This is a genomic window from Vibrio sp. VP6, assembly GCF_028823755.1.
GTDB lineage: Bacteria > Pseudomonadota > Gammaproteobacteria > Enterobacterales > Vibrionaceae > Vibrio > Vibrio parahaemolyticus.
The window spans coordinates 119217-145090 of sequence record NZ_JAPEID010000006.1 but is presented as its reverse complement, the minus strand read 5'-3'; the positions used below and the strand labels follow the sequence as shown (position 1 = coordinate 145090).

Annotated in this window: 32 protein-coding genes; 15 read left to right on the top strand and 17 right to left on the bottom strand. The window is 42.2% G+C overall.

The window, feature by feature from the left end:
• Window positions 1-113: 113 nt before the first annotated feature.
• Together fabA and OU793_RS06280 are read right to left on the bottom strand one after the other, a co-directional pair.
• Window positions 114-632, bottom strand: a complete 519-nt coding sequence (fabA, locus tag OU793_RS06285) for a bifunctional 3-hydroxydecanoyl-ACP dehydratase/trans-2-decenoyl-ACP isomerase (protein WP_005390081.1) — start codon at window positions 630-632, stop codon at window positions 114-116.
• 70 nt (window positions 633-702) lie between these two features.
• Complete coding sequence (locus OU793_RS06280) at window positions 703-2340, bottom strand: Lon protease family protein (protein ID WP_024699850.1); 1638 nt, start codon at window positions 2338-2340, stop codon at window positions 703-705.
• A gap of 210 nt (window positions 2341-2550) precedes the next feature.
• Here OU793_RS06280 and matP point away from each other — a divergent pair, with 210 nt between their 5' ends.
• The 6 genes from matP (at window position 2551) to OU793_RS06250 (ending at window position 5075) form a co-directional block, all read left to right on the top strand.
• A complete protein-coding gene (matP, locus tag OU793_RS06275) occupies window positions 2551-3000 on the top strand; it encodes a macrodomain Ter protein MatP (protein WP_005494981.1) in 450 nt (149 codons plus the stop codon).
• Window positions 3001-3010: 10 nt separating this feature from the next.
• Window positions 3011-3322, top strand: coding sequence for a DUF3634 family protein (locus OU793_RS06270; protein ID WP_005494983.1), 312 nt, complete (start codon window positions 3011-3013; stop codon window positions 3320-3322).
• A 112-nt stretch (window positions 3323-3434) separates the two neighbouring features.
• Window positions 3435-3758, top strand: a complete 324-nt coding sequence (locus OU793_RS06265) for a hypothetical protein (RefSeq protein WP_015296753.1) — start codon at window positions 3435-3437, stop codon at window positions 3756-3758.
• A 324-nt stretch (window positions 3759-4082) separates the two neighbouring features.
• A complete protein-coding gene (locus OU793_RS06260) occupies window positions 4083-4361 on the top strand; it encodes a hypothetical protein (RefSeq protein ID WP_025527047.1) in 279 nt (92 codons plus the stop codon).
• 286 nt (window positions 4362-4647) lie between these two features.
• The gene (locus OU793_RS06255; protein ID WP_025527046.1) at window positions 4648-4833 is read left to right on the top strand and encodes a hypothetical protein; all 186 of its coding nucleotides are present in this window, start codon (window positions 4648-4650) and stop codon (window positions 4831-4833) included.
• Entirely contained in the window at window positions 4815-5075 is a 261-nt protein-coding gene (locus OU793_RS06250) for a hypothetical protein (protein WP_025527044.1), read from the top strand. The genes OU793_RS06255 and OU793_RS06250 overlap by 19 nt, the downstream gene beginning before the upstream one ends.
• A 5-nt stretch (window positions 5076-5080) precedes the next feature.
• On the opposite strand, the gene OU793_RS06245 is transcribed toward OU793_RS06250, so the two are convergent.
• The gene (locus OU793_RS06245; RefSeq protein ID WP_025625195.1) at window positions 5081-5428 is read right to left on the bottom strand and encodes a phage protein; all 348 of its coding nucleotides are present in this window, start codon (window positions 5426-5428) and stop codon (window positions 5081-5083) included.
• A 314-nt stretch (window positions 5429-5742) separates the two neighbouring features.
• Between OU793_RS06245 and OU793_RS06240 the strand changes: the two genes are divergently transcribed.
• Window positions 5743-6108, top strand: coding sequence for a regulator (locus OU793_RS06240; protein ID WP_159404111.1), 366 nt, complete (start codon window positions 5743-5745; stop codon window positions 6106-6108).
• A 34-nt stretch (window positions 6109-6142) separates the two neighbouring features.
• Here the strand turns inward: OU793_RS06240 and OU793_RS06235 are convergent, their stop codons facing one another.
• Window positions 6143-7915: a P-loop NTPase fold protein gene (locus OU793_RS06235; protein ID WP_159404112.1), complete on the bottom strand. Its 1773-nt coding sequence runs from the start codon at window positions 7913-7915 to the stop codon at window positions 6143-6145.
• Window positions 7916-8161: 246 nt separating this feature from the next.
• Between OU793_RS06235 and OU793_RS06230 the strand changes: the two genes are divergently transcribed.
• A complete protein-coding gene (locus OU793_RS06230) occupies window positions 8162-8809 on the top strand; it encodes a DUF2726 domain-containing protein (protein WP_159404113.1) in 648 nt (215 codons plus the stop codon).
• Window positions 8810-8811: 2 nt separating this feature from the next.
• Here the strand turns inward: OU793_RS06230 and OU793_RS06225 are convergent, their stop codons facing one another.
• From OU793_RS06225 to OU793_RS06180, 10 genes are all read right to left on the bottom strand, one after another.
• Window positions 8812-9084, bottom strand: coding sequence for a hypothetical protein (locus OU793_RS06225; RefSeq protein WP_159404114.1), 273 nt, complete (start codon window positions 9082-9084; stop codon window positions 8812-8814).
• Window positions 9085-9495: 411 nt separating this feature from the next.
• Window positions 9496-10638 (bottom strand): zonular occludens toxin domain-containing protein, encoded by a 1143-nt coding sequence (locus tag OU793_RS06220; protein WP_159404115.1) that lies wholly within the window; start codon window positions 10636-10638, stop codon window positions 9496-9498.
• Entirely contained in the window at window positions 10635-10949 is a 315-nt protein-coding gene (locus OU793_RS06215) for a DUF2523 family protein (RefSeq protein WP_015975177.1), read from the bottom strand. Before OU793_RS06215 ends, OU793_RS06220 begins: the two co-directional genes overlap by 4 nt.
• Window position 10950: 1 nt before the next feature.
• A complete protein-coding gene (locus OU793_RS06210; RefSeq protein ID WP_029811602.1) occupies window positions 10951-12480 on the bottom strand; it encodes a methyl-accepting chemotaxis protein in 1530 nt (509 codons plus the stop codon).
• A gap of 131 nt (window positions 12481-12611) precedes the next feature.
• Complete coding sequence (locus tag OU793_RS06205; RefSeq protein WP_015975175.1) at window positions 12612-12845, bottom strand: major coat protein; 234 nt, start codon at window positions 12843-12845, stop codon at window positions 12612-12614.
• A 10-nt stretch (window positions 12846-12855) separates the two neighbouring features.
• Window positions 12856-13101: a hypothetical protein gene (locus tag OU793_RS06200; protein ID WP_015975174.1), complete on the bottom strand. Its 246-nt coding sequence runs from the start codon at window positions 13099-13101 to the stop codon at window positions 12856-12858.
• A gap of 11 nt (window positions 13102-13112) precedes the next feature.
• Window positions 13113-13466, bottom strand: a complete 354-nt coding sequence (locus OU793_RS06195; protein ID WP_015975173.1) for a DUF1293 family protein — start codon at window positions 13464-13466, stop codon at window positions 13113-13115.
• 3 nt (window positions 13467-13469) lie between these two features.
• Entirely contained in the window at window positions 13470-14618 is a 1149-nt protein-coding gene (locus tag OU793_RS06190) for a replication initiation factor domain-containing protein (protein WP_005477651.1), read from the bottom strand.
• On the bottom strand, window positions 14602-14817 hold the full coding sequence (locus OU793_RS06185) for a hypothetical protein (RefSeq protein WP_005488200.1): 216 nt from the start codon (window positions 14815-14817) through the stop codon (window positions 14602-14604). Before OU793_RS06185 ends, OU793_RS06190 begins: the two co-directional genes overlap by 17 nt.
• Complete coding sequence (locus OU793_RS06180) at window positions 14814-15425, bottom strand: hypothetical protein (RefSeq protein ID WP_159404116.1); 612 nt, start codon at window positions 15423-15425, stop codon at window positions 14814-14816. Before OU793_RS06180 ends, OU793_RS06185 begins: the two co-directional genes overlap by 4 nt.
• Window positions 15426-15551: 126 nt before the next feature.
• Between OU793_RS06180 and OU793_RS06175 the strand changes: the two genes are divergently transcribed.
• Window positions 15552-15920, top strand: a complete 369-nt coding sequence (locus tag OU793_RS06175; protein ID WP_025639340.1) for a DUF3693 domain-containing protein — start codon at window positions 15552-15554, stop codon at window positions 15918-15920.
• A 167-nt stretch (window positions 15921-16087) separates the two neighbouring features.
• On the opposite strand, the gene OU793_RS06170 is transcribed toward OU793_RS06175, so the two are convergent.
• From OU793_RS06170 to OU793_RS06160, 3 genes are all read right to left on the bottom strand, one after another.
• On the bottom strand, window positions 16088-17818 hold the full coding sequence (locus OU793_RS06170; RefSeq protein ID WP_159404117.1) for an ATP-binding protein: 1731 nt from the start codon (window positions 17816-17818) through the stop codon (window positions 16088-16090).
• A complete protein-coding gene (locus OU793_RS06165; protein WP_140104176.1) occupies window positions 17808-18989 on the bottom strand; it encodes an FIST signal transduction protein in 1182 nt (393 codons plus the stop codon). The genes OU793_RS06170 and OU793_RS06165 overlap by 11 nt, the downstream gene beginning before the upstream one ends.
• A gap of 113 nt (window positions 18990-19102) precedes the next feature.
• Window positions 19103-19459 (bottom strand): hypothetical protein, encoded by a 357-nt coding sequence (locus OU793_RS06160; RefSeq protein WP_005457383.1) that lies wholly within the window; start codon window positions 19457-19459, stop codon window positions 19103-19105.
• A gap of 256 nt (window positions 19460-19715) precedes the next feature.
• On the opposite strand from OU793_RS06160, the gene ccoN reads away from it, so the two are divergent.
• The 6 genes from ccoN (at window position 19716) to OU793_RS06130 (ending at window position 25867) form a co-directional block, all read left to right on the top strand.
• A complete protein-coding gene (ccoN, locus tag OU793_RS06155; RefSeq protein ID WP_005477654.1) occupies window positions 19716-21143 on the top strand; it encodes a cytochrome-c oxidase, cbb3-type subunit I in 1428 nt (475 codons plus the stop codon).
• 12 nt (window positions 21144-21155) lie between these two features.
• Window positions 21156-21776 carry a cytochrome-c oxidase, cbb3-type subunit II gene (ccoO, locus tag OU793_RS06150; RefSeq protein WP_005457377.1) on the top strand — a complete coding sequence of 207 codons (621 nt, stop codon included), beginning with the start codon at window positions 21156-21158 and terminating at the stop codon, window positions 21774-21776.
• 9 nt (window positions 21777-21785) lie between these two features.
• Window positions 21786-21959 carry a CcoQ/FixQ family Cbb3-type cytochrome c oxidase assembly chaperone gene (locus OU793_RS06145; protein WP_005396487.1) on the top strand — a complete coding sequence of 58 codons (174 nt, stop codon included), beginning with the start codon at window positions 21786-21788 and terminating at the stop codon, window positions 21957-21959.
• On the top strand, window positions 21959-22933 hold the full coding sequence (ccoP, locus tag OU793_RS06140) for a cytochrome-c oxidase, cbb3-type subunit III (protein ID WP_005477628.1): 975 nt from the start codon (window positions 21959-21961) through the stop codon (window positions 22931-22933). Before OU793_RS06145 ends, ccoP begins: the two co-directional genes overlap by 1 nt.
• Window positions 22934-23022: 89 nt before the next feature.
• Window positions 23023-23499, top strand: a complete 477-nt coding sequence (locus OU793_RS06135) for a FixH family protein (protein ID WP_021454310.1) — start codon at window positions 23023-23025, stop codon at window positions 23497-23499.
• A 4-nt stretch (window positions 23500-23503) separates the two neighbouring features.
• Window positions 23504-25867 (top strand): heavy metal translocating P-type ATPase metal-binding domain-containing protein, encoded by a 2364-nt coding sequence (locus OU793_RS06130; RefSeq protein WP_140103958.1) that lies wholly within the window; start codon window positions 23504-23506, stop codon window positions 25865-25867.
• Window positions 25868-25874 lie beyond the last annotated feature (7 nt).

The window sequence follows — 25874 nt, the reverse complement described above, 5'->3', positions numbered from 1 at the left end:
GATTTGAAAGGGCTCGTTAAGAGCCTTTTCTGCATTTGATAGCTAGGAGTATGGTTATCTAGATAAAGAAAAGGCCCCTAAAGGAGCCTTCTTAAATAATTCAGAGTAGGAGACTAGAAGCTTGAAGTGTCTTGGAATAAGCCCACTTTCAGATCTTTTGCTACGTAGATTTCTTTGCCATCTACACATACACGACCATCAGCTAAACCCATTACCAATTTACGGTTAACAACACGCTTCATGTGGATCTCGTATGTCACTTTTTTCGCTGTTGGTAGGATCTGACCAGTAAATTTCACTTCGCCAACCCCAAGAGCACGGCCTTTGCCTTTACCGCCAACCCAGCCTAGGAAAAAACCAACAAGCTGCCACATTGCATCAAGGCCAAGACAGCCAGGCATTACTGGGTCGCCAGGGAAGTGACAATCGAAGAACCAAAGATCTGGAGTAATATCCAACTCTGCAAGAATTAAACCTTTACCAAAATCACCTTCTGTTTCAGACATTTTAGTAACTCGGTCCATCATTAGCATGTTTGGTGCAGGAAGTTGTGGGTAACCCGGACCAAAAAGCTCGCCTTGGCTAGAAGCAAGAAGATCATCACGGTTGTAAGAATCACGTTTGTTTTGCATTATCAATTACTCCAATTTTTGACAGATGCATGTTAGTGAACACGTGTACGCTAAACAACTCCGATCAGTACTAGACAAACCAGTTTTTGATGCGCTGCACAATTCCTTCTGGATGCTCATGTCTTTCAAAATTTTCAATACGTTCGGCGATCTTGCCGATGACGCTATCATCTTCGCCTCTGAATGATTTGCCCATTAGAATTGGTATTGCTTCATCAACGGTAGAAACCGACCAAATATGGAACTCACCATTCTTAATGCTTTCTATGACATCTTTATGTAAAGCAAGGTGCTTCAAGTTCGATTTAGGCATAATAACGCCTTGATGACCAGTGAAGCCTTGGTGTTTACAAACTTGATAAAAACCTTCGATCTTCTCATTTAAGCCGCCTACCGCTTGTACTCGGCCAAATTGGTCCACCGCGCCAGTCACCGCGATTTGTTGATTAACCGGTGATTCAGACAGTGCACTTACCAAACAGCATAACTCTGCCAATGAAGCACTATCACCATCAACTTCACTATAGGATTGCTCGAAAACAATGGACGCAGAGTAAGGCAGTGGTTCATCCAAATTCAAAGCAGAGCTTAAAAATGCTTGCATGATCATCATGCCTTTCGCATGAAGATTGCCTCCAAGTTCAGCTTTGCGCTCAACATCGGAAATGTCACCATCTCCAAAGTGAATAACACATGAAATTCGCGCTGGCTCGCCATAAGAGACAGGATGCCCGGCCATATCAATAACCGTGAGTCCGTTAATTTGGCCGATTTGTTCGCCAGTAGTCTCAATGATGACCTGACCATCAAGAATGTCATAAACTGCACGTTGAGGAAGGTAAGACTCTCGATAATATTTATCGTCGATGGCTTTATCTATCGCCACATAATCAATGATATTTTGATCGCTAAACTGAGCTGCTAAGCTAAGTAGTTGGCAATGCCACATCACACCTAAAGGCAAATAATGTTGGTCCTCAGTTAAACGCATGCCTGCTAATAGTAACCGTTGAAAAGCACCTTCATCCAACGATGGGAAACCGTACTCCGAACAAATCCAATTCACCAAACCTACATACAACTCTAAGTTACTTGCAGATAAGTGGATATCTTCTTCAACTTCGGTATACATCGTTAGGCCGGTTGAAAAATCTTCGTCAACATACTCAAGGTCGGCCAATTGATTACGATCGCCAGTAACAATAATCTTAACGTCAAATTCTTTTTCATCGGCCGTTAAAATAGGTAGTCGAGTAGGGCTTACATTCAAGGGTTTTACTGACTTTCCTTGAATGGCAGACTTAATGCTCGGCCAATATCCGGGATTCGCCAAAATGAGATTCGCTGGTAAAATCAAATACCCGCCGTTAGCCTTGGAAAGTAATCCAGCTTCAACTACAACATCGCCTTTTAAATCAACACTGTAGCGATCAAACAAGAGCTTTGCGTCCAAAGACTCTGTCATTATTGTAGGCTCTAAACCATCAGTGACCACGTCACAAATAAACTTACGATAAACCGTATTATCTGCACAGTTTATTACCAAAACTCGAGTCAAGCCTTTGATTTTCTTGAATCGTTCAACAGTAGCGAGGAGTCTTGGTTGAAGTTCTACGAACTTCTTCTTAGGTAGAGAGGAGGCAGATTTTAAAATGTCTTCGTACTGTTCGAACGAAGGAGTCACGTCTTTCCAATTAAGTTGATTCATTTAGTTTCATCATTATTCAATATTGCGGTCATTATAACGAAAGGGCTCTGAACTCCCTAGTGCCAATTGGTGTAGTTGTAAATGCAAATAACTCGTTGAGTATCATTTGGACAAATGAGTGATCAACATCGATACTTCAAAGAGTTTTCATTGATGAATAACTATAACTGGGTTACGCTGTCACCAGGTTAGCTTTATGAGTCAGAAAGAATGAAATATCAGCAACTTGAAAATTTAGAGTGTGGATGGAAGTGGAAGTATCTAATCAAAAAATGGAAAGATGGTGAAGCGATTACCAGACATATTGATACAAGTGAAGCTGATGCAGCTGTCGCCGAGTTACGACGCATAGAGCACGAACCTACATTAGTGCTAGCTTGGATTGAAAAACACATGTCTGAAGAGCTAGAGAACAAACTCAAGCAGGCAATTCGCGCAAAACGAAAGCGCCACTTCAACGCAGAACAAGTTCACACCAAAAAGAAATCGATCGATCTTGATTACCGTGTTTGGGAAAAATTATCTAATCGAGCTAATGAACTGGGGTGTACGCTGTCTGATGCCATTGAATATCTACTTTCAGAAGCCTCAAGAAGTGAAAAAGCAAGCCAGAAAGTTACGTCCATCAAAGAAGACTTGAGTAAGCTACTATCCAGCTAAGGAGTGTTAGATGCTATATGTGATATTAATTGCTGCAATCGTCATATTCTGGTTGATCGCCGTGGATAGACCCGTGTTAAAAGTGAGTTTTGATGACGGCCACTTGAGCAAGGTAAAAGGGCATATACCTCCATCTTTTAAACATAACTTACAAGATATTGGCGAACATGACCCATTTACTGGTGAACTCAAAGTGTACAACCAACGCTCCGGAATGAGGCTGGTCTTTTCTAAAGACGTACCAAAGAAAGTTCAACAACGAATTCGAAATGTTTTTCCTCATCAAGGTTTCAAAGCTAATAAAGGCAAGAAACAAGCTTAGCCGACATATCAATTACTTATCTACGTTAAACGGGACGCAAAATTGTGTCCCGTTTTAGCATTTGACGCATAAAAAATTACAATCAGTCCATTTATCAAAAATGGATTTACGAATGCGATACGTTGTCACTTTATTTTTATTATTGTTACCCACAGCGTCAACATTGGCCGATGATTCAGAAACAAATCCAGTGGCTAAGAAAATTAAATCGACGCTACAAAAGAAAGTCGATAAGCAGTTCGACCAATATGATGGTTATTGCGATTTAATGATTGAAATGGAACATAAAGGAAAAGTAGCAATAGTAAAACGAGTTACTGGAAGCGGAGATACAAAAGTTTGCCGTTTTGCTCGTTCAAACTTAAAAACCGGTAAGCGATATCGTTACAAACATCCTGAAAAATATATCCGCATACATATAACAACTGGTTCGTGAACCTTCAGTTTAAAGTAAGCAAGACCGAGTTACCGCAAATCAATTGGTTTCTATAATCCGTAACCCTGCGAACTGGTTCGAAACGTCATTAATGACGATTTACACAGCGAGTAGGGAGCCTATACTTTTGGCGGATCGATTGACCTCGACAGGCTTCAAATGAAAGCCACCAAAGCAGAAGCCTAAAAAAGCCGAACCCTTAGCGATGGGGTTCGGCTTTTTTGTGTGGCAATGGTGTGCGAAAAATTTTGGCGGAGTGGATATGTACAATAAATCATACTAATGTGGCGCTTCCTAGACATTTCAATTATTGGAGAACCACAAATGAGAGACAAACAACACTACCTCACAAGAAGACAAATTTATAAAGTTGATACGGATTTGGCATTTTCATTAGATGTATTCGGGGATTTCCTAGCAGAACGAGAAGGTTATAAATCACTAGATGGCATGGATGCCGTTTATTTCTATCTTGTCCATAAATTCCATTGGCTTCCTTCGGTAGTTAAAAGTATGACAGTTGATGACCTACGTTTTGTTCTATCAGAAGAAATGCATGGCTGGGTGATGCCTAAGGATGCTGCAGAAGTGTGCGCGAACTGAAAGTGAACATAAAAGCCCTCTATTTTTGAGGGTTTTTATGTATGCAAAAGGACAAACTGTATTGCTGGTAACGCATTGAATATTTATACTTTTTAAAAAAGAATATGGGAGATTCGATGAAACTTTTTACCACAAGTAGCATACAACTTAGGAGTGAATATCCGAAATTGGACAACCATCAGCTATTTGAAATTCTTAATGAGGTGGCAGATGAAGAAAATCTCGAAGATTGTGCAAATCTATTGCAAGCGCATATATTGCAAACAGCCGAGTTGGAGCAAAACAAGTGTTAGACGTAAGAGATTTGTTAGAGTTTATTGGTGAGGACATCAAGACTTGTCGTCCAGTTTATCAGCTACGCAATCCCAAAGAGCCACACACATTGCAGAAATTGAAGGCTGCGGGTTATGTGGAGCGAAAGATAAAAACAACCGAAGGTAGAGAGGTAAAAGCGTGGATAACCGCAAACTAGCAATTAGTTTACTGAATGACTTAGGTTTTGAACATAAAGTAATTGTGGGTCCGATAATTCCACCACTAGGTGACATTTATCATTACTGGGCATCTGCTAAAACTCAAAAAGTTATACCTAGCAAAGAAATTATAGAGCCGAAGACATTTAAAGAGAGTTATGGTCGCACTAAAAAAGAGGCTGAAGATAGGCAGTACGCAAAAATTCTAGAGTGGGCAAAATCTCAAAAAGGCGGAGTATAATCCGCCTAAATTTTCCATTTTCTACCTCTAAATTTACTAGGTATCCATTCTGCGGCGTTCATTCTACGGCCGCCACGAAACGGCAACACGTTTTCTTTAGCGGGGTAAATCTTGGGATATTCGAAGTGTCCGTACATTTCCACAAACTGACGATGTTCGTCACGCCAGAACACAAAGCTTTCCAATTCTTTAGGGCTAAACTCACGACCAGACGGTGTGATAAACACAGCTCGTTTTTCACAGATACGAAACCCAGACCAACGCAAATCATTAGGCAAATAACCAAGCGCTTTAATCAACAGTAGTTTTTCTGCCATTGGATTGATAGGAACGAAACATGACAACGCTCGCATATTGAATAACTGACTAAAATTATTTTTCTTGTTGTTTTGGGCGTTACCGAACGCAACATTATGTGGCGGTCAGGCTTATAGTGGTTTTTCGTTGATTGCACAAAACAATCGTTACGAATAGTACAAGTAACTTGAGCTATGGAAACTCACAAAATTAAAAATTACAGTTTGGTTATCAGACACTTATGAAACGCTTAATCAAAGAGTTAGCCTTTGTTAACAAATCACCCCTTGGTGCGCATTATATCTGCTTATGTTGAATGCGATTGCATATGCTAGTCCTATAAAATGTCTCTCTTTTGAGGGACTATTCAATGAAGTATCACGAAATGACTAAAAACTATATTTTTCGTGAATTTGAATGTGGTTTATCCGTCGAACAAGCTGCTGAACTTTGTTTAAAAACTGTGAGAACAGTCAAAGAATGGGATAAGGGGAAAACCATTCCTCCTGAGTGTAAACGGCTCATGAGAATGACAAAGGGAAGAGAACTTAGCCCATCTGAGCAATGGGAGAACTTTAAAATGCATTACGATAGATTAGAACTTCCAACAGGACAACTGGTAACGGCTCAGCAAGTATTAACTGGAATAGCGTTGATTGAAATTGGTGCAGAACCCGACCGAAGAATAATGAGCAAACTTTTACGATACGCTAGAGTGCTAGCAACAAATAAATAGTGCATAAAGGACTCTGAGAAGAGTCCTTCGTGTTTTAATCGGTATGGTAGTTTTTGATTTGTTTCGCGATAGCTTTGAAGTGTGAACTTGATACCGAATACTTGTCACCATACTTCTCTAAGATTAAGTCTGCTAGTTGATTGGCTCTGACATAATCATCTTCATTACATTTTCTTTTTTCTTGGTATCGACTTCCCATTCGTCTGGCGAACTCAAAGAGATTTTCATTACTCAAAGATTCTAGAGCTGACAATGCATCTTTGGGAACAATGCCATTAAAAATAGGTAAGCATAGCTCTGGTCTATTCGCTATTGCTTCTGTGTCGTCATATTTTCCTAGCTTATACCAAAAATCAATTATAGTATTCTTGTTGTTGATGCCTTCGATGTACAAAATACTTTCTTTTAGGTGTGCTCTAATGTCTTCGCAGTCATATCTCTCTTCATCATACCCATCTTCCATATATATACCATCGGTAATTAGTCGTTCAAAGTGTGACAGATACGATATATGTAATTTTACTTTTTCCTTGAACTTAAAAAAATCTATATTTAATGAGCCTCTCTCTATGTCAGATGAAACTCTTTGTGCAAACTTTAATATTTCTTTAGGGTGAATTATTGAACAGTCAATAAAGAAACTCTTGAATATCTTTTTACGAAGAGTATCTGCACTCTTATCATCAAGGTACCAGTGTTGAAATACATCAAAATATGACGCCAAGTCATTGTTACCCTCCCATGATTCAAAGGCATTATCAAAATAACTTTCGATATAATAGCCATACCTGATTATTGAATATATAGCGTATTGACTAACGGCGACATCATGATGAAAAAGAAAACTAAGCGTTTCTTTAGTTTTACTATCAAGTATTGGCTCTTTTTCAAAGTAACCGACTTCTGAGAGAAATCTGTAACTGCTTGAACTATCCTTATCTTCAAATAATTTCTTTGTGGATTCAGTTAAGATGTTGCCATTTAACAAAAATATCATGACAATTAATGCAAAAAGGAAATTAAGGGCGCGCACAGGTGATTTGTCAAATGTGGACTTATTATTCTGATAGACAATTGAAAATAACTCTAATGAAGTAAATATGTTTCTAAGGTTTTTGAATTCAAACCTTGATATAAAATCACAAATTTCCCTTTTATTTTGTGTTAAAAACAAATCTAATATTTGACAATCGGAGTATTTTTCTTTAAAAAGAGGAGATAGTATCTCATCAATAATGTAATTTGAATCATGAGAAAAATAATATCGATAACGTATAGATTTTTGCAATGCCTTATTTAAAGACTTCTTATTTTCTTCTTCTAGTCTTTCTTGAGCGCATATTATAATAGTCCGCGTGTTGTATTGTTCAACTAACTTTGCAACATAGGATAGACAGACATCTACATCTCCGTTCCATCTCTCTAAATCATCAAAGCATATGATTAATTTCTTTGAGCCGTTTATTTTTCTTTGTTTATAGTGCTCAAAAACAGATTTTATAGCAAAACCAACGCCACCGAATCGAGCTTGTTCTGATGATAGGGAAATTGAATTTAAAGCTCCGTATAGTTCTTCATTTTGTTCGAGAAATGCCATTGATTTATATATTTCATTTTCAATCTCCTTTATCGTTGACAAACCAAATAAAGAAATATGTAGAAAGTTGTACTTATGAAATGTATTCAGGTAATTTCTGACAAACTCGGTCTTTCCTGTTCCCCAGTCCCCATCAAACAAAATAGCGTAATCAACATGATTGGATGTGCAGTACTGTTGCAAAGCATTGCGTGTATCTAAGGCGTTCATCTCAGGCTCACTTTGATAGACATTCTTCTATCGTACCATTGAAATCTATGTGTATTGAATTAGTTTTTTTCTTAAATAAGATAGGTTTATAAGCAAATCGATAGTGACGTAATTGTATCAACACAACTGTTGCTAAAGTGCCTAATTGCGTTATGCAAATAGCGAGAGCATGAATTCTTGTAATACGGCATTGGAGCGCATAAAAGCTGATTTCATTAACATTTCGAACAAAATCAGTATGCTACCATGCACTCATTTTTTATGAGTGAGGAACAGAAAGTGCCTGAATTACTGATACTTATATCCTTAGCGTGTATTGTGTATCTATTCACAAAGAAGGGTAAGAAACCTAAACGCAGGCTTAACGAATGGGAACAAGGTGCAGCGGTTCGAAGACCGAACAGCATACATTCTTTTGAACCAAAAGCTGTAGAGCAGAACCCAAAGATAGTCGAAGTACCTCTGCCGAACACTGGCAATAAGACTAATTCTATACCTCACAAGAAAAGTACATACTTAGCCACCAAGACAGAGCGCAGATTCTATAAAGTGTTGCAGGAGCTTCTACCGGAAGAATATGTCATTCATAGTCAGGTCTCTTTAATGGCGTTGGTTCAACCTACCAACTTTAAAGACAACTCTCGAACTTGGGCTAAAAGAATGGACTATGTGATAACGGATAGAGACACAAAAGTATTGGCGGTCATCGAGCTGGATGACGCATCTCATAGGCAAAAGAAGAGACAAGAACGAGATATATACGTAAACAATGCACTTAACGGACACCATCCGTTGCTTCGGTTTGAAGCTAGAAGCTCTTATGACAAAACACATATCGCAACCCTGTTAGAACGTGACACGATAATAAAGTGTAGAGAATTGGAAAGCGTATGATTTTACATTCTAGTGACTGAGCCAATCTCATCATTTTTTGAAGAGAAAACTTGAAGATGAAGCTCTATATTTGAATCAATACTCTCGTCATATACAGAAAACGACATATTTACTGTGTAACTTTCATCATAGTTATCGACTACCCAGCCTTCTTTAAATTGAGCACTAAGATAGTAGGAGCTTGGTTCGTTATCTTTCAAATGATCCATAATTACAGATACTGCAAGTTTTTTATGACACCATAGGTTGTTTAATTCGGTATATCGTTTTCTCATAGTTTACCTAGTGCTCCTGACACTTTTTAAACGATTTTCAATCCATGTATTGTGCCGAAACTATATCAAGGCATCAATCGTTCTCCATTTTAGTTTCAATGAGCTCTCAGATTACCGAAGTTTGGTGGAATTTACCCCCGTAATACAGATTCGGGGGGTAGCTCTCAGATTACCGAAGTTTGGTGGAATTTACCCCCGTAATACAGATTCGGGGGGTTGCTCCGCTTTTAGGTCCCTCCCGCAAAGCGGGCCCCTCCCAAAATGCTCGCAATACCGCGCACGTAATAAAAAAGGGCTCGTATAGAGCCCCATGATTAAGTTCGGTGTGGAAGTGCCAAGGTTTGGTGTCCTACATGTTCCGCTTCCTCGGTCTACGCAGACTGCGCTAGCTTCGACGCTGTGGCGAGCGGTCTAGATATGGACAGGCATGTTTTGCTGCAATATGTCTGACGGCTTTTCTCTTTGGCCACACGTGAAGATCCTTTCTGTTTCTTCCCAAGTCACTCGATACACGCAATCGCTCAACACTTCGAACTGATACCCAATCTTTACCAAGTCCAGATGATCGAAACTGAATAGCTTGTCGCGGCCATCGTACACATCGATGTATATCTTGTAGAACGTCAGGTCACGGTCGAGTTCGGCAGCATACTTCAGCCGTTTGGTGTAGGCGATTTGCTTTGCGTATCCGGTGATATAGAAGTCGTAATCTTCCAAAGGCCCGAACCCTGATGCTTTCTTTTTCTTCTTCGCTTTGGTTTCTGCCGTATCTACCGTTGGCGTTCCGTCAGGCAGCTGCGCTTGTACTGGTTGTGGTGGTTTAACGGGGTCGGGCGGTTGCTCTGACTCTGGCCACCAAGCCCAGATATTGAAAACTAACCCAAGCGATAAAAGCACCACCGTTCCGACGACAGGCCAGCGCTTCCAGAACGGGCGAATGTCTTTTGCTTCGGCTTCCTGAACTTGCTTGTTGGATTGCGAATGACTCTTATAGAACGGGAAGTATTCCGACTTATAAAATCGGGTAGAGGTGTTCACCACTTCACCGGCACAACCATCTTGCACTTTCTTGGTGTAAGAACTGGTTGAGCCCATGGCCGTGTTCTTTGTGCATCGGTAGGTCACTTCAATCATGTCCTTAATGTCTCGATGCACTTTGCGGATGTTCTGCGTAAGCAAAATGATATCAACACCGTAGTGACGGTGTATTGAGTACCATTCTAGAATCGGCGCGGCCAAGCCTCGACTTGGCAAGCTCATGTGCGCCTCATCGACCACATAAAGTGGCCCTTGTCCTTTTTCATTACGCCATTCGTCGGAGTAGTCTTCAATCTGGCTGAAAGGGCGCGTAGTCGAACCGAAATCCGTTAAACGACCATCCACGATTTTGATGAGTTCTCGAACGTCTTCACCAAACACCTTAACGAACCAATCAATGTTTAAGGTGATATTGGTGATGACTTTGCGGCCATCTTTAATGGCCGGAATGATGTGATAGGCGACAGCCTCATACGTTTTACCGCCACCTGGTCTCCCTGCTATGGCGTATATCATGAGCCTAACCTCGTAAACGGAATCAATTGCAGCATCAAACGCACCGTAATGGCGGCCAGAATGATGGACAGACATTGAGGCACGCCGACCGCCGCCATGACCCAAGCCACGGTAGGCGGAATACTGGTCATGTACTGGCTCATATCGACCGGAGCGAATAGGGAGAACACACCAGAGAGCAACAGATTCACCATTGCCATGATTTGCTCAACCGCCCAAAAGAACAGGTCTTTGAGCATGTTGACCAGCGAGATTAAAAGCTGATAGAGGAACACCAACAGCTTGTTAAATAAATCGACTAACCATTCCATATTAACCTCCAAAGATGATACGACGCGCCGCAAACACTGACGTCATGATGAGCACCGCACGAATAAAACCGAACACCCAATCAAAGCTGATTTGCTCTTCAAAACTGAAGTCACCGAAGAACGGCACAGGGAGCACGAAAGAAGGGCGCTTGGCACTGGATAAGTCGAGGTCACCGAACGAGCTGACAAAGTTGTCGATGGTGTTGTGTTTGAGATTGTCTAACTGACCGGACACCAAACCACCTAAGCCATCGGGATAGGCCGACTCATAAAAACCTGTACAGGTTTGAGATTCGATGCACGTACCACCCGTACCTGCGCCAGACGTATCTGTGTTGGCAATGCCGTCTAAGATGTCGGAAATGCCGGAAACATCCTCTGCGATACCATCCATTGCCCCTGCAATTTTCTCTACATCATCACCCACACCATTAATGGCATTGGTGTTCTTGTTCACGGCCGTGGTGATGTCAGCATTCGCTTGTTGGATAAGGGCCTTAGTGTTTTCGTAAATCTTGTTGTCGTTGATTTGCTGCTTTTGAATGGCTTGCGTATTGGTGACCATCGACGCATTTAATGCAATGATTTGGTTTTGAACGTCAGCACTGGCTTGATTGATGTCGATGTTCATATCATTTAGCGCCTTGTTGACATCCGAGTTCAAGCCTTTAATCGCATTCAATACTGCCATGTCTGTTGAATCATCAGTATCAGGGTCTTCAACATCCGGCTTTTTCTCAGTATCCGGTGGATTCACCGTATTGGTTGAGCCATCAGGTAATACGCTAGGGTCTTCGATGTCGCCTGTTGGGTCGTCAGGGTCATGAATTGGGTCATCAGGAATGATAGGAGTATCAGGGCCATCTTTACCCCAGAAGAGTGTGCCACCTTCACACTGATTGCCCGTGAACTGAAAGTTACCGTGACATAATGTGTTTTGAGTCCATTGACCAGACTCGACATCCGTACAAAGCGTAGTATCACTGGGAACGCGGCCTAATTCGCAACGGGTTGCCCCAAAGTCGCCATAGCATGCCCCAGTGACTTGTTCACCGTAGACGTATGCAACCCATTGAAGCAGCTTGGTTTCATCAATGGATTTTTTGAACTGGCAAGCGTCCATACAGGTGCCATCAGGGTTTTCACCATACTCACATGCAGGAACGATGGGTTCACATGATACGACGTACCCGTCTTCTACTTTTTCATGGTCGGGAGGACATTGAGCTGAATTTTGAAAGAATCCTGCTGCACGATAAAGAGGCCAAGAAGCACTGGTTGTGTGACACATAATATCTACAACGTATTTGCCATGCCTCAAATAACAGGACTTAGTCGAGAAATCCTTGTAGTTAACAAACTTGTTTTCATAACAAGAGACATAAGAGGCAGGGTTAACTCTCATACCCAATAGCAACTTACAATCGGGATAAGCTGAAACGTCTGAAACCTTATATGTTGGTTGAGCCGCGCTTGCATTAAGTGATAAAAACAAGCACGAAAACAGAAGTAAAAAGAGTGATTTATTCACGTTTTCACCATTAAAAAAGGGGACCGAAGCCCCCTTATCCTCTAAAGTTTTGGCTGGCCACGTATCCGGCAATGCCACCCAAAAGCACAAAGACGATGAGTTGGACATCGTGGAGAACGGCCAACATAAACTTAAGCCTTGTTCACAGCACGCTTAGCAAGAGTGATGGATTTGTAAGCCATAGTAATGCCGACAATCACCAGACCTGCCGCGCCGATTTTGGTTGCCACACCAGATAAGTCGATAGCGGAGAACGGGTCAGCCGCACCACCTTCCGCCGCCATAGCAGGGACAGAAAGCACCGCAACAGTGACGGTTGCCGCCGCTTGTTTACCGAACTTTTTAAGCGCGTTTAGACGTTTCATAACAGATTCCTCAAAGTAGTTTTATTAAACGTATTGCCATCTTGATGGCGTAAGTTGAGAGATAGCCGCCAACGAACACCAAGGTAAAACCCAAGCCGAACGCTTGAGATATCTCTCCTGGAGTCAGCTGTGTGTAGCTCATTAACGTGTCATATTCTTGAGCCGTCACCATGACATAACCACTGCATGAAGCCGCTTCAATGTCAGGAACGACAGCGAGAAAACCGTCCGCGTTAGGTAGAGCACACACAGGCATAACGAAATTCCTTATTTAGCCTTTAGCGAGGCTTCAAAATGTTTCTTGATGTCGTCATCCACAGGGATGAGTTCCGTAACGATGGCACCCGCCAATGGGTCTTCTGGGTTAATCTCCAAGCGCAATTGGTATTCACGACGAGGAACGAGAGCACCAGTACGTTCAAGTAATAGGGCGTATTGATGATCAATCATCAAAGGTTGATCCCATTGGGGATTCACATCACCCGATTCACCGATAGTGCGGCGTTTGAATTTCTCCGAGTTGATTTCACGTAGAGGTCGTGACACGTTCAGTTGAGCACTGTCACCACGAGCTGAGTTCCAAGTGATATCCATGCCAAGTACAAAAACGGATTTAGCCATTTGTTAAGTCTCCAATATGTGAGTCACCAACTTGCCGTAGGTATCGGGGAAGGTGAATTTCGTTCCATCACGGACAAGGGAACCGACCACGGTTTCAATGTCGCCCTCATGGAACTCGATAAGTGAATTAAGGATTTTCCCGTACTGGCGACGCATCCAGTGCGCAGAGGCCAACAGGTCTAACGCCGCGCGTTTCGTCGGGACGGGTTTGGTATTGAATTTCTTAGCAGTAGAAATTGACGCAGCGAAATCATTCAGCGCGGCATACGCGCCAGCAGGATTCAGCAACACATCAACATTCCATTTTTTAAGCTCGACCTCAGAGCGATACCAGACAAGGCCCGTGTTCGCGAGTTTCTGCTCAAGAGCCTTGTTGTAGATACGCCAGTAAATGCGCGAGGTACGCGAACCAATCGAGTATTGCTCTTTGGTGTAAATCGGTTTGCCGTCTTTGCCGATACTGGCAATGGTCATATCTTCATGAAGCACCGGGCCACGACCACGTTCGGCGGTGCGGAAACAGTCATCACGCCACGCCTTGTAAGCGTATTCGCAATCAAAAATCCCGTCGTAATCGTCATAGGCCAAGTCAACACGCGCCAGAGTTTGCACACCAAGCACATTGGTCAGCCAGTCATGCAGCGACCACGTAGGACGACGGGCAAATACATGCTTGCATCCCGTTCCGTTGATTTGGAAATGCACCGTGTCATTGTTACCGCCGATACCAACGAAGCCGCAGAAGTCCTCACCATCTGGCGAAGTCAGTTTCATGGATTCGGTGTAGAACTGGAAACCCAAACCGCGAGGTGCAGACAGCGACAGACCAAGCACTTGATTGGTGAAGATACGTAAGCAGTCTTCCAAGTAGTTGCGATAGCAGATATCAAAGGCTTTGTTGTACGCATCAATCTCGTCGGAAGTCTGAGCGACCGTCGGATTAAACACAGGTGGAGCAGGGAACTTAGGTGCACGACAGTGACGCTGTAACAGCCCAGATTTGGCAAAGCCTTTGTATTCCTCATGCTTGTGCAATCGACGAACGGCATCGTGACAATGACGTAAATCCTTCACGGCAAACGTAAAACACAGGTAGTCGATATGAACGCTTTGCTCATCGAAACTTTTAAGGATGTTAGTTGCAGTAGTCATCGAACACCCCCATATTGATACGTTGTTCAACGGTCGTGTTGGTGATGGACACCAACTCATAAGAAGCGAACTGAGACGAAGCCCAAGACTCAAGATGAGACATGGATTTAAGCAAATCCCATTCGTCGCAACCTTTGACCAACACAGACACCGTGTAGTCAGGCAGCAAGTCGTAATAGATGATTTGAGCTTCGTTCATGAGCACTGAGCCTCCAATGTTGGAGTGCCAAGGCTGAGTGGCGAACGAAACCAAGCTAAAATCGGCAGGGCGCTGATATTCAGTTCAAACGGTATGGTGTCGTTCTTAGCCTGTTTAGCTTGCAAACAAGTGAGGATTTCAGTGACAGCGTCACCAGTAAATAAAACACCGTTAGACAAAGACTTACCAACGCGATGTACGCCAAGTTTCTTGAGATAGCGACGAATCCATTTGGTTGGTGTTGGCATTGAACGAGAAACCGAGCGAACCATCAGAACGCCTTGATTGAGTTCAAAACGCAGAGAGCCAATGAACTGAGCTCGAGATTGGTTAGCGGATTTCTTTACGGACTGATTAACGCGTTTAACTGATTCTTGCTGTTGTTCGTGTTGAAGACGACATTGTTCAAGACGAGCATGAAAGGCTTTTTGCTCAGCAGCGCGTTTGAGTTCGTTAAAGTAGTGATGGCATTGAATGGCGAACTCAGTGAGTTGGCCGTCATCACCATACATAGATTGATTCAGGTGCTTACGGAAGAACACGCCAGTAAGTCGAGGACTAAGCGCATATTCATTTTCGATAAGGGATTTGATTTGTTCCGTAAGCATAACCACACCAAGCTAATTTAAGTGAGTAACCAAATTTGGTTATTAGCGTAATCACCAAAATTGGTTAGCGCAAGACACCAAAAATGGTGATTGATAAGCTAAACTGACGGAAACGGAGGAAGCGGTATGTATCAGAACAAACTATTAGATGCCTACAAAAAGGCTCAAAGTTACGTACAAGACAAACAAATTGCAGCGGATATGAATGTGCCGCCGCAAAGAATCAGTGATTTCCGCAAAGGAAAGCGTTATATGACTGATACACAAGCAATTTTTCTTGCTGAGCAATCAGGTTTAGACCCTGAGATTGCATTGTTGGGTTGTCACGCTGATCGCAATGATAATCCGCAGATAAAAGCAGTATGGGAAGGAATTGCAAAAAAGTTTAATGGGCTTGGATTATCAGGTATTTCAATGGCTTGTGCCGGATTGGCTCTAGTGATTGCAAGTCCACAGGAACCACTATTACAGTGCGCATTATGTATATTATGTTAAATTAAGTGTAACCATACGTCAGATTCTTGCTACTTTGCTCTCCTATCTCTTTCAGATTTTAAATTTGAGCTAACTTTAGATAGCTGATTAAACATAATCAGTATTTACCATAAAATACTTAATATAGATCTTAATAATCTATCGATTTTTAAGATCTATATTAATGGCTACGTCGTTTCTATTAATGATTGTATAGCTTCATAGATATCTTGCCTGCGAACTGGCTTTGATACAAAACTATCCATGCCAGCGTCTAAGCACTTATCTTTATCACTTTCTAGCGCGTGCGCTGTTAAAGCGACGATTGGAATTGTGATTCCTTTCTTTCTAATCAGCCTAGTTGCCGTTATTCCATCCATTACTGGCATCGAGACATCCATCAAGATCATATCAATTTGAGTATCGTTTTCTTCAAGAAATGTAAGCGCCTCTGCACCATGGCTTGCAATATGAACATTATGGCCAAGCTTGTTAAGAATCAATTTAATGACAAGTTGATTTGATTGAGTGTCTTCGACGATAAGCAAGTTTAGAGCTTTGCTTGGTCTATTATGCTCAATTTTTACAGGACGGTTTTGGTTGTAACGTGTTAGAACTGGAATTCGAATGGTGAAGTCAGAACCCTCATTCTCGCGGCTTTTTACACAGATTTCACCTCTCATCATTTCAACTAAGTGCTTGGTAATAGCAAGCCCTAAACCTGTACCACCAAACCTTCGAGTAATTGAGCGATCACCTTGATGGAATGCCGTAAACAAATGGGCTTGTTTTGCTCTCGTGATTCCAATTCCGGTGTCAGATATAGAAACTACAATTTCGTCATTTTCTTCAGCGACAGAAACAGACACACTTCCTGAGTCCGTAAACTTAATGGCATTCCCAATCAAATTAAAGAGAATTTGTGACAGCCTCGTCGAATCAATCCAATACTGTTTGTCTGATGAGATCTGACAATCAAAGTTAAAAGAAAGATTCTTAGTTATAGCTACTTGTTTTTGCTGAGAAATTACAAAAGTTACAGTGTCATTTAAATGTATCCACTGTTCGTTTAATTGAAAACTACCGGATTCAATTTTTGAAAGATCGAGAATGTCGCTAATGATGGCTAAAAGAAGCTCAGCGGAGCATTCCATTTGATTGAGGGCATCAAACTGTTCATCTGATAACATAGATTGTCTCAAGATGTCTAGCATTCCTAAAACTGAGTTAAGAGGCGTTCTGATCTCGTGGCTCATCATTGCCAAAAACTCAGATTTTGACTGGTTGGCTAGTTCTGCTTCTTCACGAGCTCTTGCAAGTTGAGTCGTTCTTACCTCAACAATACGTTGTAACTTTTCCTTTGTTTCTATGTCGATAACAGCACGTTCTATAAGGGGTCTAAAGCGCCTTAGAGTCTCTTTGTTTTCAATACTAAAATGCCCTTTTTGAGCTCCAATTAATAGTATGATGCTTTGTGTTACTTCCGAACGAATGCCCGTTAAAATTACGGAGTTAACATGTGTTTTAACAAAGCTATTTAAGTTCTCAAACTCTAACAATTTCGTTGGCTCGAATAATAGAATACACTCGCCGTTTAATGCGCGCTCCATTGTGTTACCGTGTAACCACTCTACCTTATCAAACACGCTATTGGTTGAGATTAACGTCTTGAACGGATAACGGCTGTCATCGCGCGTGATGACAATAAAGTCTTCAAAACTGATGTACTTTTTTAGAACGCTGTTTAGCCCCGAAAAAATTTCATTACGATTTTTTGCCTCGCTCATTGCAGAGATTGCTGAAAGAATCGCTTTGTTTTCATCGGCAAGCAATTTTTCCCGTTGTTTGGTCTGCTTTAGCTCAACTAACGCTTCTTGTAATGCTTCTTGTTGGTATGTGTCTAAATATTTATCTTTCATAAGGTTTATGGAAAATCGCTGATGAGATCATCAAGTTTCCATGTCCATTTTCGCCGCCGATAAATCTTCCCTGCTCACCAAAGGTAAATGGGCATATAAATGGCAAGTGTTCCAGTTCCTGATTAATTTGTTCGCAAACGCTATTCATGTCTTGCATTAAGTGCAACATCGGTCCTGCACAAAATATATTTATGACACCAATTTTTCGAGATTCTTCTAATTTTTGGTTAAATGCAGCATTCACGACTTTTGCCGCTCGAGCGATTAAATGCTCCCTACTCCCTTTCATCAAAGTAAGCTCTTCCCCTACCGAAATCTGGGTAAATAGCTCAATCCCCCCATCTTCGGTCTCACGTATTGGATGGGAAAGCTTGTAATAAGGTCTATCGTACAAATGTCCGGCAACTCTTCCCAAGGGATAAGCGCTGGAGTTGGTAAAGAGTAGGTTTTCTTTGCTAGTTAGGTTTTCTTGATGACGAGTCCACTTTCGATAAGTATCTAGTGCTGATTCACCATCTATTTCCAGTAAACACCGTCCTTTTGCTTTGGAAACAATGCCTTTGATGTTGGTTGGTGTGTGACCTGCACTAAAAGCAATATCAACGGGATTAGAGGAGTAAAATAGTGTGAGGCTAATCCCTTGCTTTTCATGGCCTTGCGCTGTAATCACTGACCATTTTCCCTCAATGTGGTTATCTGCTGCAGAACCGCCAATGATAGGAACAAGTGTGCCGAAGCGTTCGTCGATCGATTCGATAATCTTTTCTTCTTTCCCAGGAGTTGCATGAAGAAGAATTAAGTTCGGTACTTCGCCAATTCGATTAGCATTTTGAAGAGCCATATCTAGAGCGACGGAGACACACTCATTTTCTTCACAATTAGAAATACCAGTTCCATAAGCATGTGGGCCTGAGTCATAGATAGCCATAGCCGCTATGACTGGCCCAACGTGAAAACCCTGATCAGTCATAATGGCTTGGCATGAACTTGAACCGTGGAATGGAACACCAGGGAAACATCTAAGAAAGGCAGAGCGAATGGCTCTGAAGTCGTATTCTTCTGTGTAATAACAGATGATGTAAGACAAGTGTTCTTGCATCAGCTCTGAACGAAGCCTCTCTACTGCTAAATATTCGTCGGTAATATGGGTAAATACTGATTGGCACTGCATACGCTTTTATTATTGTTTGTCACGTTACTGTTATACCATTACGACAAATTATCGTTAGGCTAGAAGGTTCGAATTTCACAAAGAAGATGCCATTATCTCGTGTCAGATCTAATTTATAAATGCACTAAGACAATATTTTGGTTTATTTTGAGCTTAATCGTTTTGGTTGCAGATATAGCATTCCATTCAGCTCTATAATGATTGTCGCTTATACTATCAAACACACCAGATTGATTCAGATCAATTTTTAGACCTGTACTTTCAGTTGTTTCAATCAAAATCCCACTCGAATCACGATTAATCGTGATTTTATCTTCACCAATTGTTACATCGCATCGCTCTTTTTGTGAACAGTCAACGCTTGTACTGGTCTCGTGCGTAAAGGTTCTCCAGAAAAACGCACCAACTAAAAGACTGAGCATGATTAAGATTTGTGCAAGTCTCGCCTTTGTTAACTTTTGTGCAGGCATAATTACTAATATCCTTGTTACAAACTTCAAACTTTTTAAATAAAAAATGATTTCCAGAGCTTCAGTAAGGTTACTACTCTGTCATTGAATTGTTAATTCAAGTATAGTGTCACGCTGAAAATGCCACTTTTTATTAAAGTCAGCAATAGAAATAAGGTGATGATAACACTTGAGTTCTAGAGTTTACTTGGGTGGTGTTACGACGCAAGTCGTGTTGGAAGTAAAGTGTAGTTAATTAGAAATTGGAAGCATGCAAATGAGCCAAGTAAAGCAGCTTGAACAAAACTACAACTATACAGTCGTTCGCCAATTTACCCTTGTGACCATTTTATGGGGCATAGTTGGTATGGCTGTTGGTGTTTTGATTGCCGCTCAATTAGTTTGGCCACAGCTAAACTTTGATACGCCGTGGTTGACGTACAGTCGTTTACGTCCACTGCATACTAATGCGGTAATTTTTGCGTTTGGTACTAGTGCCCTGTTTGCAACATCTTATTATGTTGTTCAGCGTACATGTCAAACACGTCTTTTTGGTGGCCCACTCGTTGCCTTCACCTTCTGGGGTTGGCAAGCAATTATCCTAGCCGCAGCGATTTCTCTACCTCTAGGTTTTACCTCAGGTAAAGAATATGCTGAACTAGAATGGCCTATTGATATCGCTATTGCGATTGTATGGGTTTCATATGCAGTGGTGTTCTTTGGAACGTTAGTGAAACGAAACACTTCCCACATTTATGTGGCGAACTGGTTTTTCGGTGCATTTATCATCACAGTAGCAGTACTTCACATCGTGAACAGCATGGCTATCCCTGTATCACTAGGTAAATCTTACTCGATTTATTCCGGTGCGGTGGATGCAATGGTGCAATGGTGGTACGGACACAACGCGGTAGGTTTCCTACTCACCGCTGGTTTCCTAGGTATGATGTACTACTTTGTACCTAAACAAGCTGAACGTCCTGTTTATTCTTACCGTCTGTCTATCGTTCACTTCTGGGCATTGATCTCTCTATATATTTGGGCAGGTCCTCACCACCTTCACTATACTGCGCTACCAGACTGGACACAGTCTCTGGGTATGGTGATGTCTCTTGTTCTATTTGCTCCTTCATGGGGTGGTATGATCAACGGTATTATGACGTTGTCTGGTGCTTGGCATAAGCTTCGTTACGACCCTATTCTACGATTCCTAATCGTTTCATTGTCTTTCTATGGTATGTCTACTTTCGAAGGTCCGATGATGTCGATTAAGACAGTAAACGCATTATCTCACTACACAGACTGGACCATTGGTCACGTTCACTCTGGTGCGCTAGGTTGGGTTGCAATGGTTTCAATCGGCTCAGTTTACCACTTAGTCCCTCGCCTGTTTGGCCAAGAGCGCATGTACTCTGTGGGTCTGGTCAACGTTCACTTCTGGTTAGCAACAATTGGTACGGTTCTTTATATCGTAGCAATGTGGATCTCTGGCGTGATGCAAGGCTTGATGTGGCGTGCAGTTAACTCTGACGGCACCCTGACTTACAGCTTCGTGGAGTCAGTTGAAGCATCTTACCCATTCTACTTTGTACGTTTCTTAGGAGGCTTCATCTTCCTATCAGGTATGTTCTTAATGGCATACAACACGTACAAAACGGTAAGTGCGCCAAAAGAAAGCCTCAAGGCTATCCCTCATCCGGCATAAGGAGATTTAAGAATGAGTAATAATTCTAATAATCGCCATGAAATTCTAGAACGTAATGTCGGTTTGTTGGCTATTTTTATTGTTTTTGCAATCAGCTGGGGTGCTCTTGTTGAAATCACTCCTTTGATTTTCCAAAAGCAAACCACAGAAAGTGTAGAAAACTTACGAGTCTACACTCCTCTGGAAATGGAAGGTCGTGACATCTATATCCGTGAAGGTTGTAACGTTTGTCACAGTCAAATGGTTCGTCCTTTCCGCTCTGAAACGGAACGCTACGGCCACTACTCTGTAGCAGGTGAAAGTGTGTGGGAACATCCATTCCTTTGGGGTTCTAAGCGTACAGGTCCTGATTTGGCTCGTGTCGGTGGTCGTTATTCTGATGAGTGGCACCGCGTACACCTACTTGACCCTCGCGAACTAGTACCTGAATCAAACATGCCTGGTTTCCCTTGGCTTGCTGAGAACGTATTAGATGGCAAGCTGACTCAGAAGAAACTTGAAGTGTTCCGCGATCAGTTTGGTGTTCCATACGAAGATGAAACAATCGCGAATGCGGCTAAAGAAGTAGAAGGTAAAACAGAGATGGATGCAATCATCGCTTACCTTCAGTCTCTTGGTCATGCAATGAAGTAAGGGGATCATATGGATTTCGGTACAATTCATAGTATTTATACCGTAGTGCTCTTCGCGAGTTTTATCGGCATCGTATGGTGGGCATTTAGTAAGAAGCGTAAAGCACGCTTCGAAGAAGATGCCAACTTGGTGTTTGCTGACGAAGAACAAACGACCCCAAATAACCAAGGAGTGAAGAAGTAATGACTACATTCTGGAGTCTCTGGATTATCGTGATTACTATCGGTACGCTAGTAGGCTGTGCGATCCTCCTGACTTGGTGCGCCAAAGATAAAATGGGCGTCGAGGAAGGGGAAGACATGGGCCACGAGTACGATGGTATTCGCGAGCTAAACAACCCTCTACCGAAATGGTGGACTTACCTTTTCGTAAGCACTTTTGTGTTTGCAGCAGTATATCTAGCCCTGTTCCCAGGTCTAGGTAGCTTTAAAGGCTTTTTAAACTGGCAAAGTTCGGCTCAAACCGTTCGTTCGCTTGAAGAGTCAAAAGAAGCTATTGCACAGGCACAAGAAAATAAACAACTCAACCAATACGCAAAAGAACTGGATGATGCGGATGCCTACTTCGGCGAAGCATTCCGTAAACTTGCTCATAATGCGAATGGTCTACGCCCTGTTCCTGAGATCGCGCAAGACCCAGAAGCATTAAAAGTTGGTCAACGTTTATTCTTGCAAAACTGTTCACAATGTCACGGCTCAGATGCTCGCGGTCAAAAAGGTTTCCCTAACCTAACTGATGACGCATGGCTATATGGCGGTGAGCCAGCAGCAATCGTAACAACCATCATGCATGGCCGTATTGGTCAAATGCCAGCATGGAAAGATGCGCTTGGTGAGCAAGGTGTCCAAGAAGTAGTAAGTTACACATTAAGTCTATCGGGTCGTAAAGTTAACGCTCGTGAAGCTGCAGCAGGTAAAGCTCGCTTTGTTGTGTGTGCAGCGTGTCATGGTACAGATGGTAAAGGTAACCCAGCAGTTGGTGCCCCTGACCTAACTGACCAAGACTGGCTATTTGGTGACTCGCGTGCTGCCGTAACTGAAACCGTAATGAATGGCCGCTCTGGTGTTATGCCAGCATGGAAGGACATTCTAGGTGAGGATAAGGTTCAACTTGTTGCCTCTTATGTCTGGAGTTTAAGCAACTCAGACAATAAGTAACATTTCAATAACAGCCCCTTTCACAGGGGCTGTCTTTCCTTTAAATTTAATGCCTTACATTTTTTCATTTAGCTGTTGAGAACTTTTTTATGGTAAAGCCTTGGTATAAACAATTCTGGCCGTGGTTCCTAATCATCCTTCCTCTTACGGTAGTCGTTTGGACAATCGCCACGGTAGTCGTCTTTTCAAACAACTCTGTTTCTCTTGTTGCTGAGGATTACTATAAAAAAGGCAAAGGCATAAATATCGACATCAGTAAAATGAACGTCGCTCGTGACCTTGGTCTTCATGCGAACATTTCTTCTCTAGATAACAATATCGTGATTGGCTTTACGAAAGGATCGCTAACGCACTACCCAGCGCTTACAGCAACGTTTACTCACCGTACATTACCCGATCGTGATTTTACGAAGCTAGTTACCGCAGATGCATCTGGCAACTATCGTTTTACCACTGAAGACGCTATACAAGGCCCGTGGTTTGTTGAACTTCAACCACACGATAAGCAATGGATGATTCAAGGCAAAGTCGAATTTCCAGCAGTTTCAGTTTCATTAATGAAGTAATTTTATGTGCAAATCCTGTTACCACTGTGGTGAAGATGTACCAGCAAACACGGATTTTAAAGTAGAAATACTTGGCGAAGTTCGTGAGATGTGCTGCCCGGGGTGTGAAACTGTCGCACAAACTATCGTAGATAGCGGTCTTGTTTCTTACTACCAGTACCGAACCGCGCCCGCTGAAAAAGCGGACCTCGTTCCAGAACAACTTCAAGCCCTGATCCACTATGACAATGAAGATGTTCAATCAGAATTTGTACGTAATCATGACAATGTATCTGAAGTAACATTATCTCTCGAAGGTGTATCCTGCGCCGCTTGTGCATGGCTTATTGAAAAGCAAGTATCCAGCGCTAAAGGTTTAGTCTCCATACGGGTAAATACGACAACAAACCGAGCTTTGCTTGCGTGGGACAAAACTCAAGTTAAGTTAAGTGAACTGCTTTCAGTTATTCATAAGCTTGGTTATAAAGCCGCGCCATTTGAAGCAGACAAACAAGAAGCATCTTATCACCGAATGATGAAGCAGTACCTTTACCGATTGGGTATTGCTGGCTTAGCGACGATGCAAGTGATGATGCTTGCTGTGGCGTTGTATTTAGAAGTGTTTGGCGATTTGGAACCCGAATTTAAAAACTACTTCCGATGGGTAAGTTTGATTTTCGCTACACCAGTTCTTCTTTACTCTGCCCTACCATTTTACCTTAATGCTTGGCGAAGCATTAAAGGGCGAACTCTAGGCATGGACGTCCCAGTTTCGATCGCTTTGATTTTCGCTTATGTTGCGAGTTTAGTTGCGACAGTAACTGAGCAAGGCGAAGTATTCTTTGAATCTATCTCGATGTTTACCTTCTTTTTGTTAGTGGGTCGATTCTTAGAAATGCGCGCTCGCCGCAAAGCTGCTGCTGCTAGCGGTAACTTGCTCAAGCTTATCCCTGCCATTGCAACAACACTAGACGGCGAACAAATTCCAGTTAAAACGCTGAAGATTGCTGATCGCATTCGCGTTCTCCCTGGCGAACATATCCCTGCTGATGGCAAAGTTATTTCTGGCCGTATTCATATTGATGAATCAATGCTGACTGGTGAGTCTATTCATGTCGTAAAAAAAGAAGGTGATGCTGTTTATGCAGGTACATTAAACGGAGATGAATCATTTGAGTTGGAAGTCACCAATTCAAAAGCAGACTCGATGATTTCAAATATTGTGCGCCTTCAAGATGAAGCACAGCATTCGAAGCCAAAAATTGCAGAAGTTGCTGACGTCGTAGCACGCTACTTTGTTGGTGTAATTCTTATCATCTCAGCTGGAACCTGGTTTTATTGGCACCAAACCAAACCAGATGATGCTTTTTGGATTATGCTTTCGGTTCTCGTCGCTACATGCCCTTGTGCATTATCCCTTGCTACACCGACCGCACTAACTTGTGCGACTTCACGAATGGGCAATTTTGGCATTCTGTTGCGAAAAGGCCATGTATTCGAAACGCTTTGCAAAGTTAATCATCTCGTCGTCGACAAGACAGGAACATTAACGAAAGGTGACATCGAGATTAGCCGTACGAGCACATTCAAAGAGCTTTCTGAAGCGGAAAGTCTGGCCCTTGCATCTGCTCTTGAAGCTCATGCAAACCACCCTATTGCGCGTTCATTTACCGGTTTCAGTAATGACGAGATTATTGTAACAGATGTTAAAAACGTGATTGGCTCAGGAATCGAAGGGATTTGGAATGGTAAGACGGTAAAAATTGGCAGCTCCTCGTTTGTGCTAGATTCGAGCATAAAAGAAAGCAATGCCATTTACTTGTCAATAAACAACGAACACGCTGCAACTTTTTATTATCACGATCCTATTCGCAAAGAAAGTCAGGCGTTTATTCAACGTTTTGCTGAAGCTGGCATCAAAACAACCTTACTTACTGGTGATTCTATTCAAAACGCACAGCCTGTTGCTGACGAAATTGGTATCGAGCATGTGATCGCATCTGCAAAACCAGAAGACAAACTCGCGTATCTTAAGAGCCTTGATAGCAGTGATATCACCATGATGGTTGGTGATGGCATAAACGACGCACCTACTCTAGCGGGAGCCCATTTATCCGTGGCTATGGGCGGTGGTACTGACGTTGCAAAGGCATCAGCAGATATGACGCTTCTTGGAGATAACTTAGAAAAGTTATTGGAAGCTCGCCTATTGGCTCTTCGTACAAGAAAGATTATCCGTGAAAACTTAGCTTGGTCATTAGGCTACAACTTGTTAATTTTGCCGTTAGCGGTTGCAGGGCTAGTTGCGCCTTATATCGCGGTTGTTGGGATGTCAGCAAGTTCAATCATTGTTGTATCTAACTCACTGCGACTTCTTAAAGAGAAGTAAATAAGAG

Coding starts and splice junctions, on each gene's coding strand:
- OU793_RS06170 (WP_159404117.1), bottom strand. CDS start 17,818: ATGAAAGATAAATATTTAGACACATACCAACAAGAAGCATTACAAGAA.
- OU793_RS06215 (WP_015975177.1), bottom strand. CDS start 10,949: ATGGAATGGTTAGTCGATTTATTTAACAAGCTGTTGGTGTTCCTCTAT.
- OU793_RS06220 (WP_159404115.1), bottom strand. CDS start 10,638: ATGATATACGCCATAGCAGGGAGACCAGGTGGCGGTAAAACGTATGAG.
- OU793_RS06185 (WP_005488200.1), bottom strand. CDS start 14,817: ATGAACGAAGCTCAAATCATCTATTACGACTTGCTGCCTGACTACACG.
- matP (WP_005494981.1), top strand. CDS start 2,551: ATGAAATATCAGCAACTTGAAAATTTAGAGTGTGGATGGAAGTGGAAG.
- ccoO (WP_005457377.1), top strand. CDS start 21,156: ATGAGTAATAATTCTAATAATCGCCATGAAATTCTAGAACGTAATGTC.
- OU793_RS06130 (WP_140103958.1), top strand. CDS start 23,504: ATGTGCAAATCCTGTTACCACTGTGGTGAAGATGTACCAGCAAACACG.
- OU793_RS06265 (WP_015296753.1), top strand. CDS start 3,435: ATGCGATACGTTGTCACTTTATTTTTATTATTGTTACCCACAGCGTCA.
- OU793_RS06190 (WP_005477651.1), bottom strand. CDS start 14,618: ATGACTACTGCAACTAACATCCTTAAAAGTTTCGATGAGCAAAGCGTT.
- OU793_RS06135 (WP_021454310.1), top strand. CDS start 23,023: ATGGTAAAGCCTTGGTATAAACAATTCTGGCCGTGGTTCCTAATCATC.
- OU793_RS06235 (WP_159404112.1), bottom strand. CDS start 7,915: ATGAACGCCTTAGATACACGCAATGCTTTGCAACAGTACTGCACATCC.
- OU793_RS06270 (WP_005494983.1), top strand. CDS start 3,011: ATGCTATATGTGATATTAATTGCTGCAATCGTCATATTCTGGTTGATC.
- OU793_RS06230 (WP_159404113.1), top strand. CDS start 8,162: ATGCACTCATTTTTTATGAGTGAGGAACAGAAAGTGCCTGAATTACTG.
- OU793_RS06245 (WP_025625195.1), bottom strand. CDS start 5,428: ATGCGAGCGTTGTCATGTTTCGTTCCTATCAATCCAATGGCAGAAAAA.
- OU793_RS06175 (WP_025639340.1), top strand. CDS start 15,552: ATGTATCAGAACAAACTATTAGATGCCTACAAAAAGGCTCAAAGTTAC.
- OU793_RS06160 (WP_005457383.1), bottom strand. CDS start 19,459: ATGCCTGCACAAAAGTTAACAAAGGCGAGACTTGCACAAATCTTAATC.
- OU793_RS06165 (WP_140104176.1), bottom strand. CDS start 18,989: ATGCAGTGCCAATCAGTATTTACCCATATTACCGACGAATATTTAGCA.
- ccoN (WP_005477654.1), top strand. CDS start 19,716: ATGAGCCAAGTAAAGCAGCTTGAACAAAACTACAACTATACAGTCGTT.
- OU793_RS06240 (WP_159404111.1), top strand. CDS start 5,743: ATGAAGTATCACGAAATGACTAAAAACTATATTTTTCGTGAATTTGAA.
- OU793_RS06260 (WP_025527047.1), top strand. CDS start 4,083: ATGAGAGACAAACAACACTACCTCACAAGAAGACAAATTTATAAAGTT.
- OU793_RS06225 (WP_159404114.1), bottom strand. CDS start 9,084: ATGAGAAAACGATATACCGAATTAAACAACCTATGGTGTCATAAAAAA.
- OU793_RS06145 (WP_005396487.1), top strand. CDS start 21,786: ATGGATTTCGGTACAATTCATAGTATTTATACCGTAGTGCTCTTCGCG.
- OU793_RS06280 (WP_024699850.1), bottom strand. CDS start 2,340: ATGAATCAACTTAATTGGAAAGACGTGACTCCTTCGTTCGAACAGTAC.
- OU793_RS06195 (WP_015975173.1), bottom strand. CDS start 13,466: ATGGCTAAATCCGTTTTTGTACTTGGCATGGATATCACTTGGAACTCA.
- OU793_RS06180 (WP_159404116.1), bottom strand. CDS start 15,425: ATGCTTACGGAACAAATCAAATCCCTTATCGAAAATGAATATGCGCTT.
- ccoP (WP_005477628.1), top strand. CDS start 21,959: ATGACTACATTCTGGAGTCTCTGGATTATCGTGATTACTATCGGTACG.
- OU793_RS06205 (WP_015975175.1), bottom strand. CDS start 12,845: ATGAAACGTCTAAACGCGCTTAAAAAGTTCGGTAAACAAGCGGCGGCA.
- OU793_RS06200 (WP_015975174.1), bottom strand. CDS start 13,101: ATGCCTGTGTGTGCTCTACCTAACGCGGACGGTTTTCTCGCTGTCGTT.
- fabA (WP_005390081.1), bottom strand. CDS start 632: ATGCAAAACAAACGTGATTCTTACAACCGTGATGATCTTCTTGCTTCT.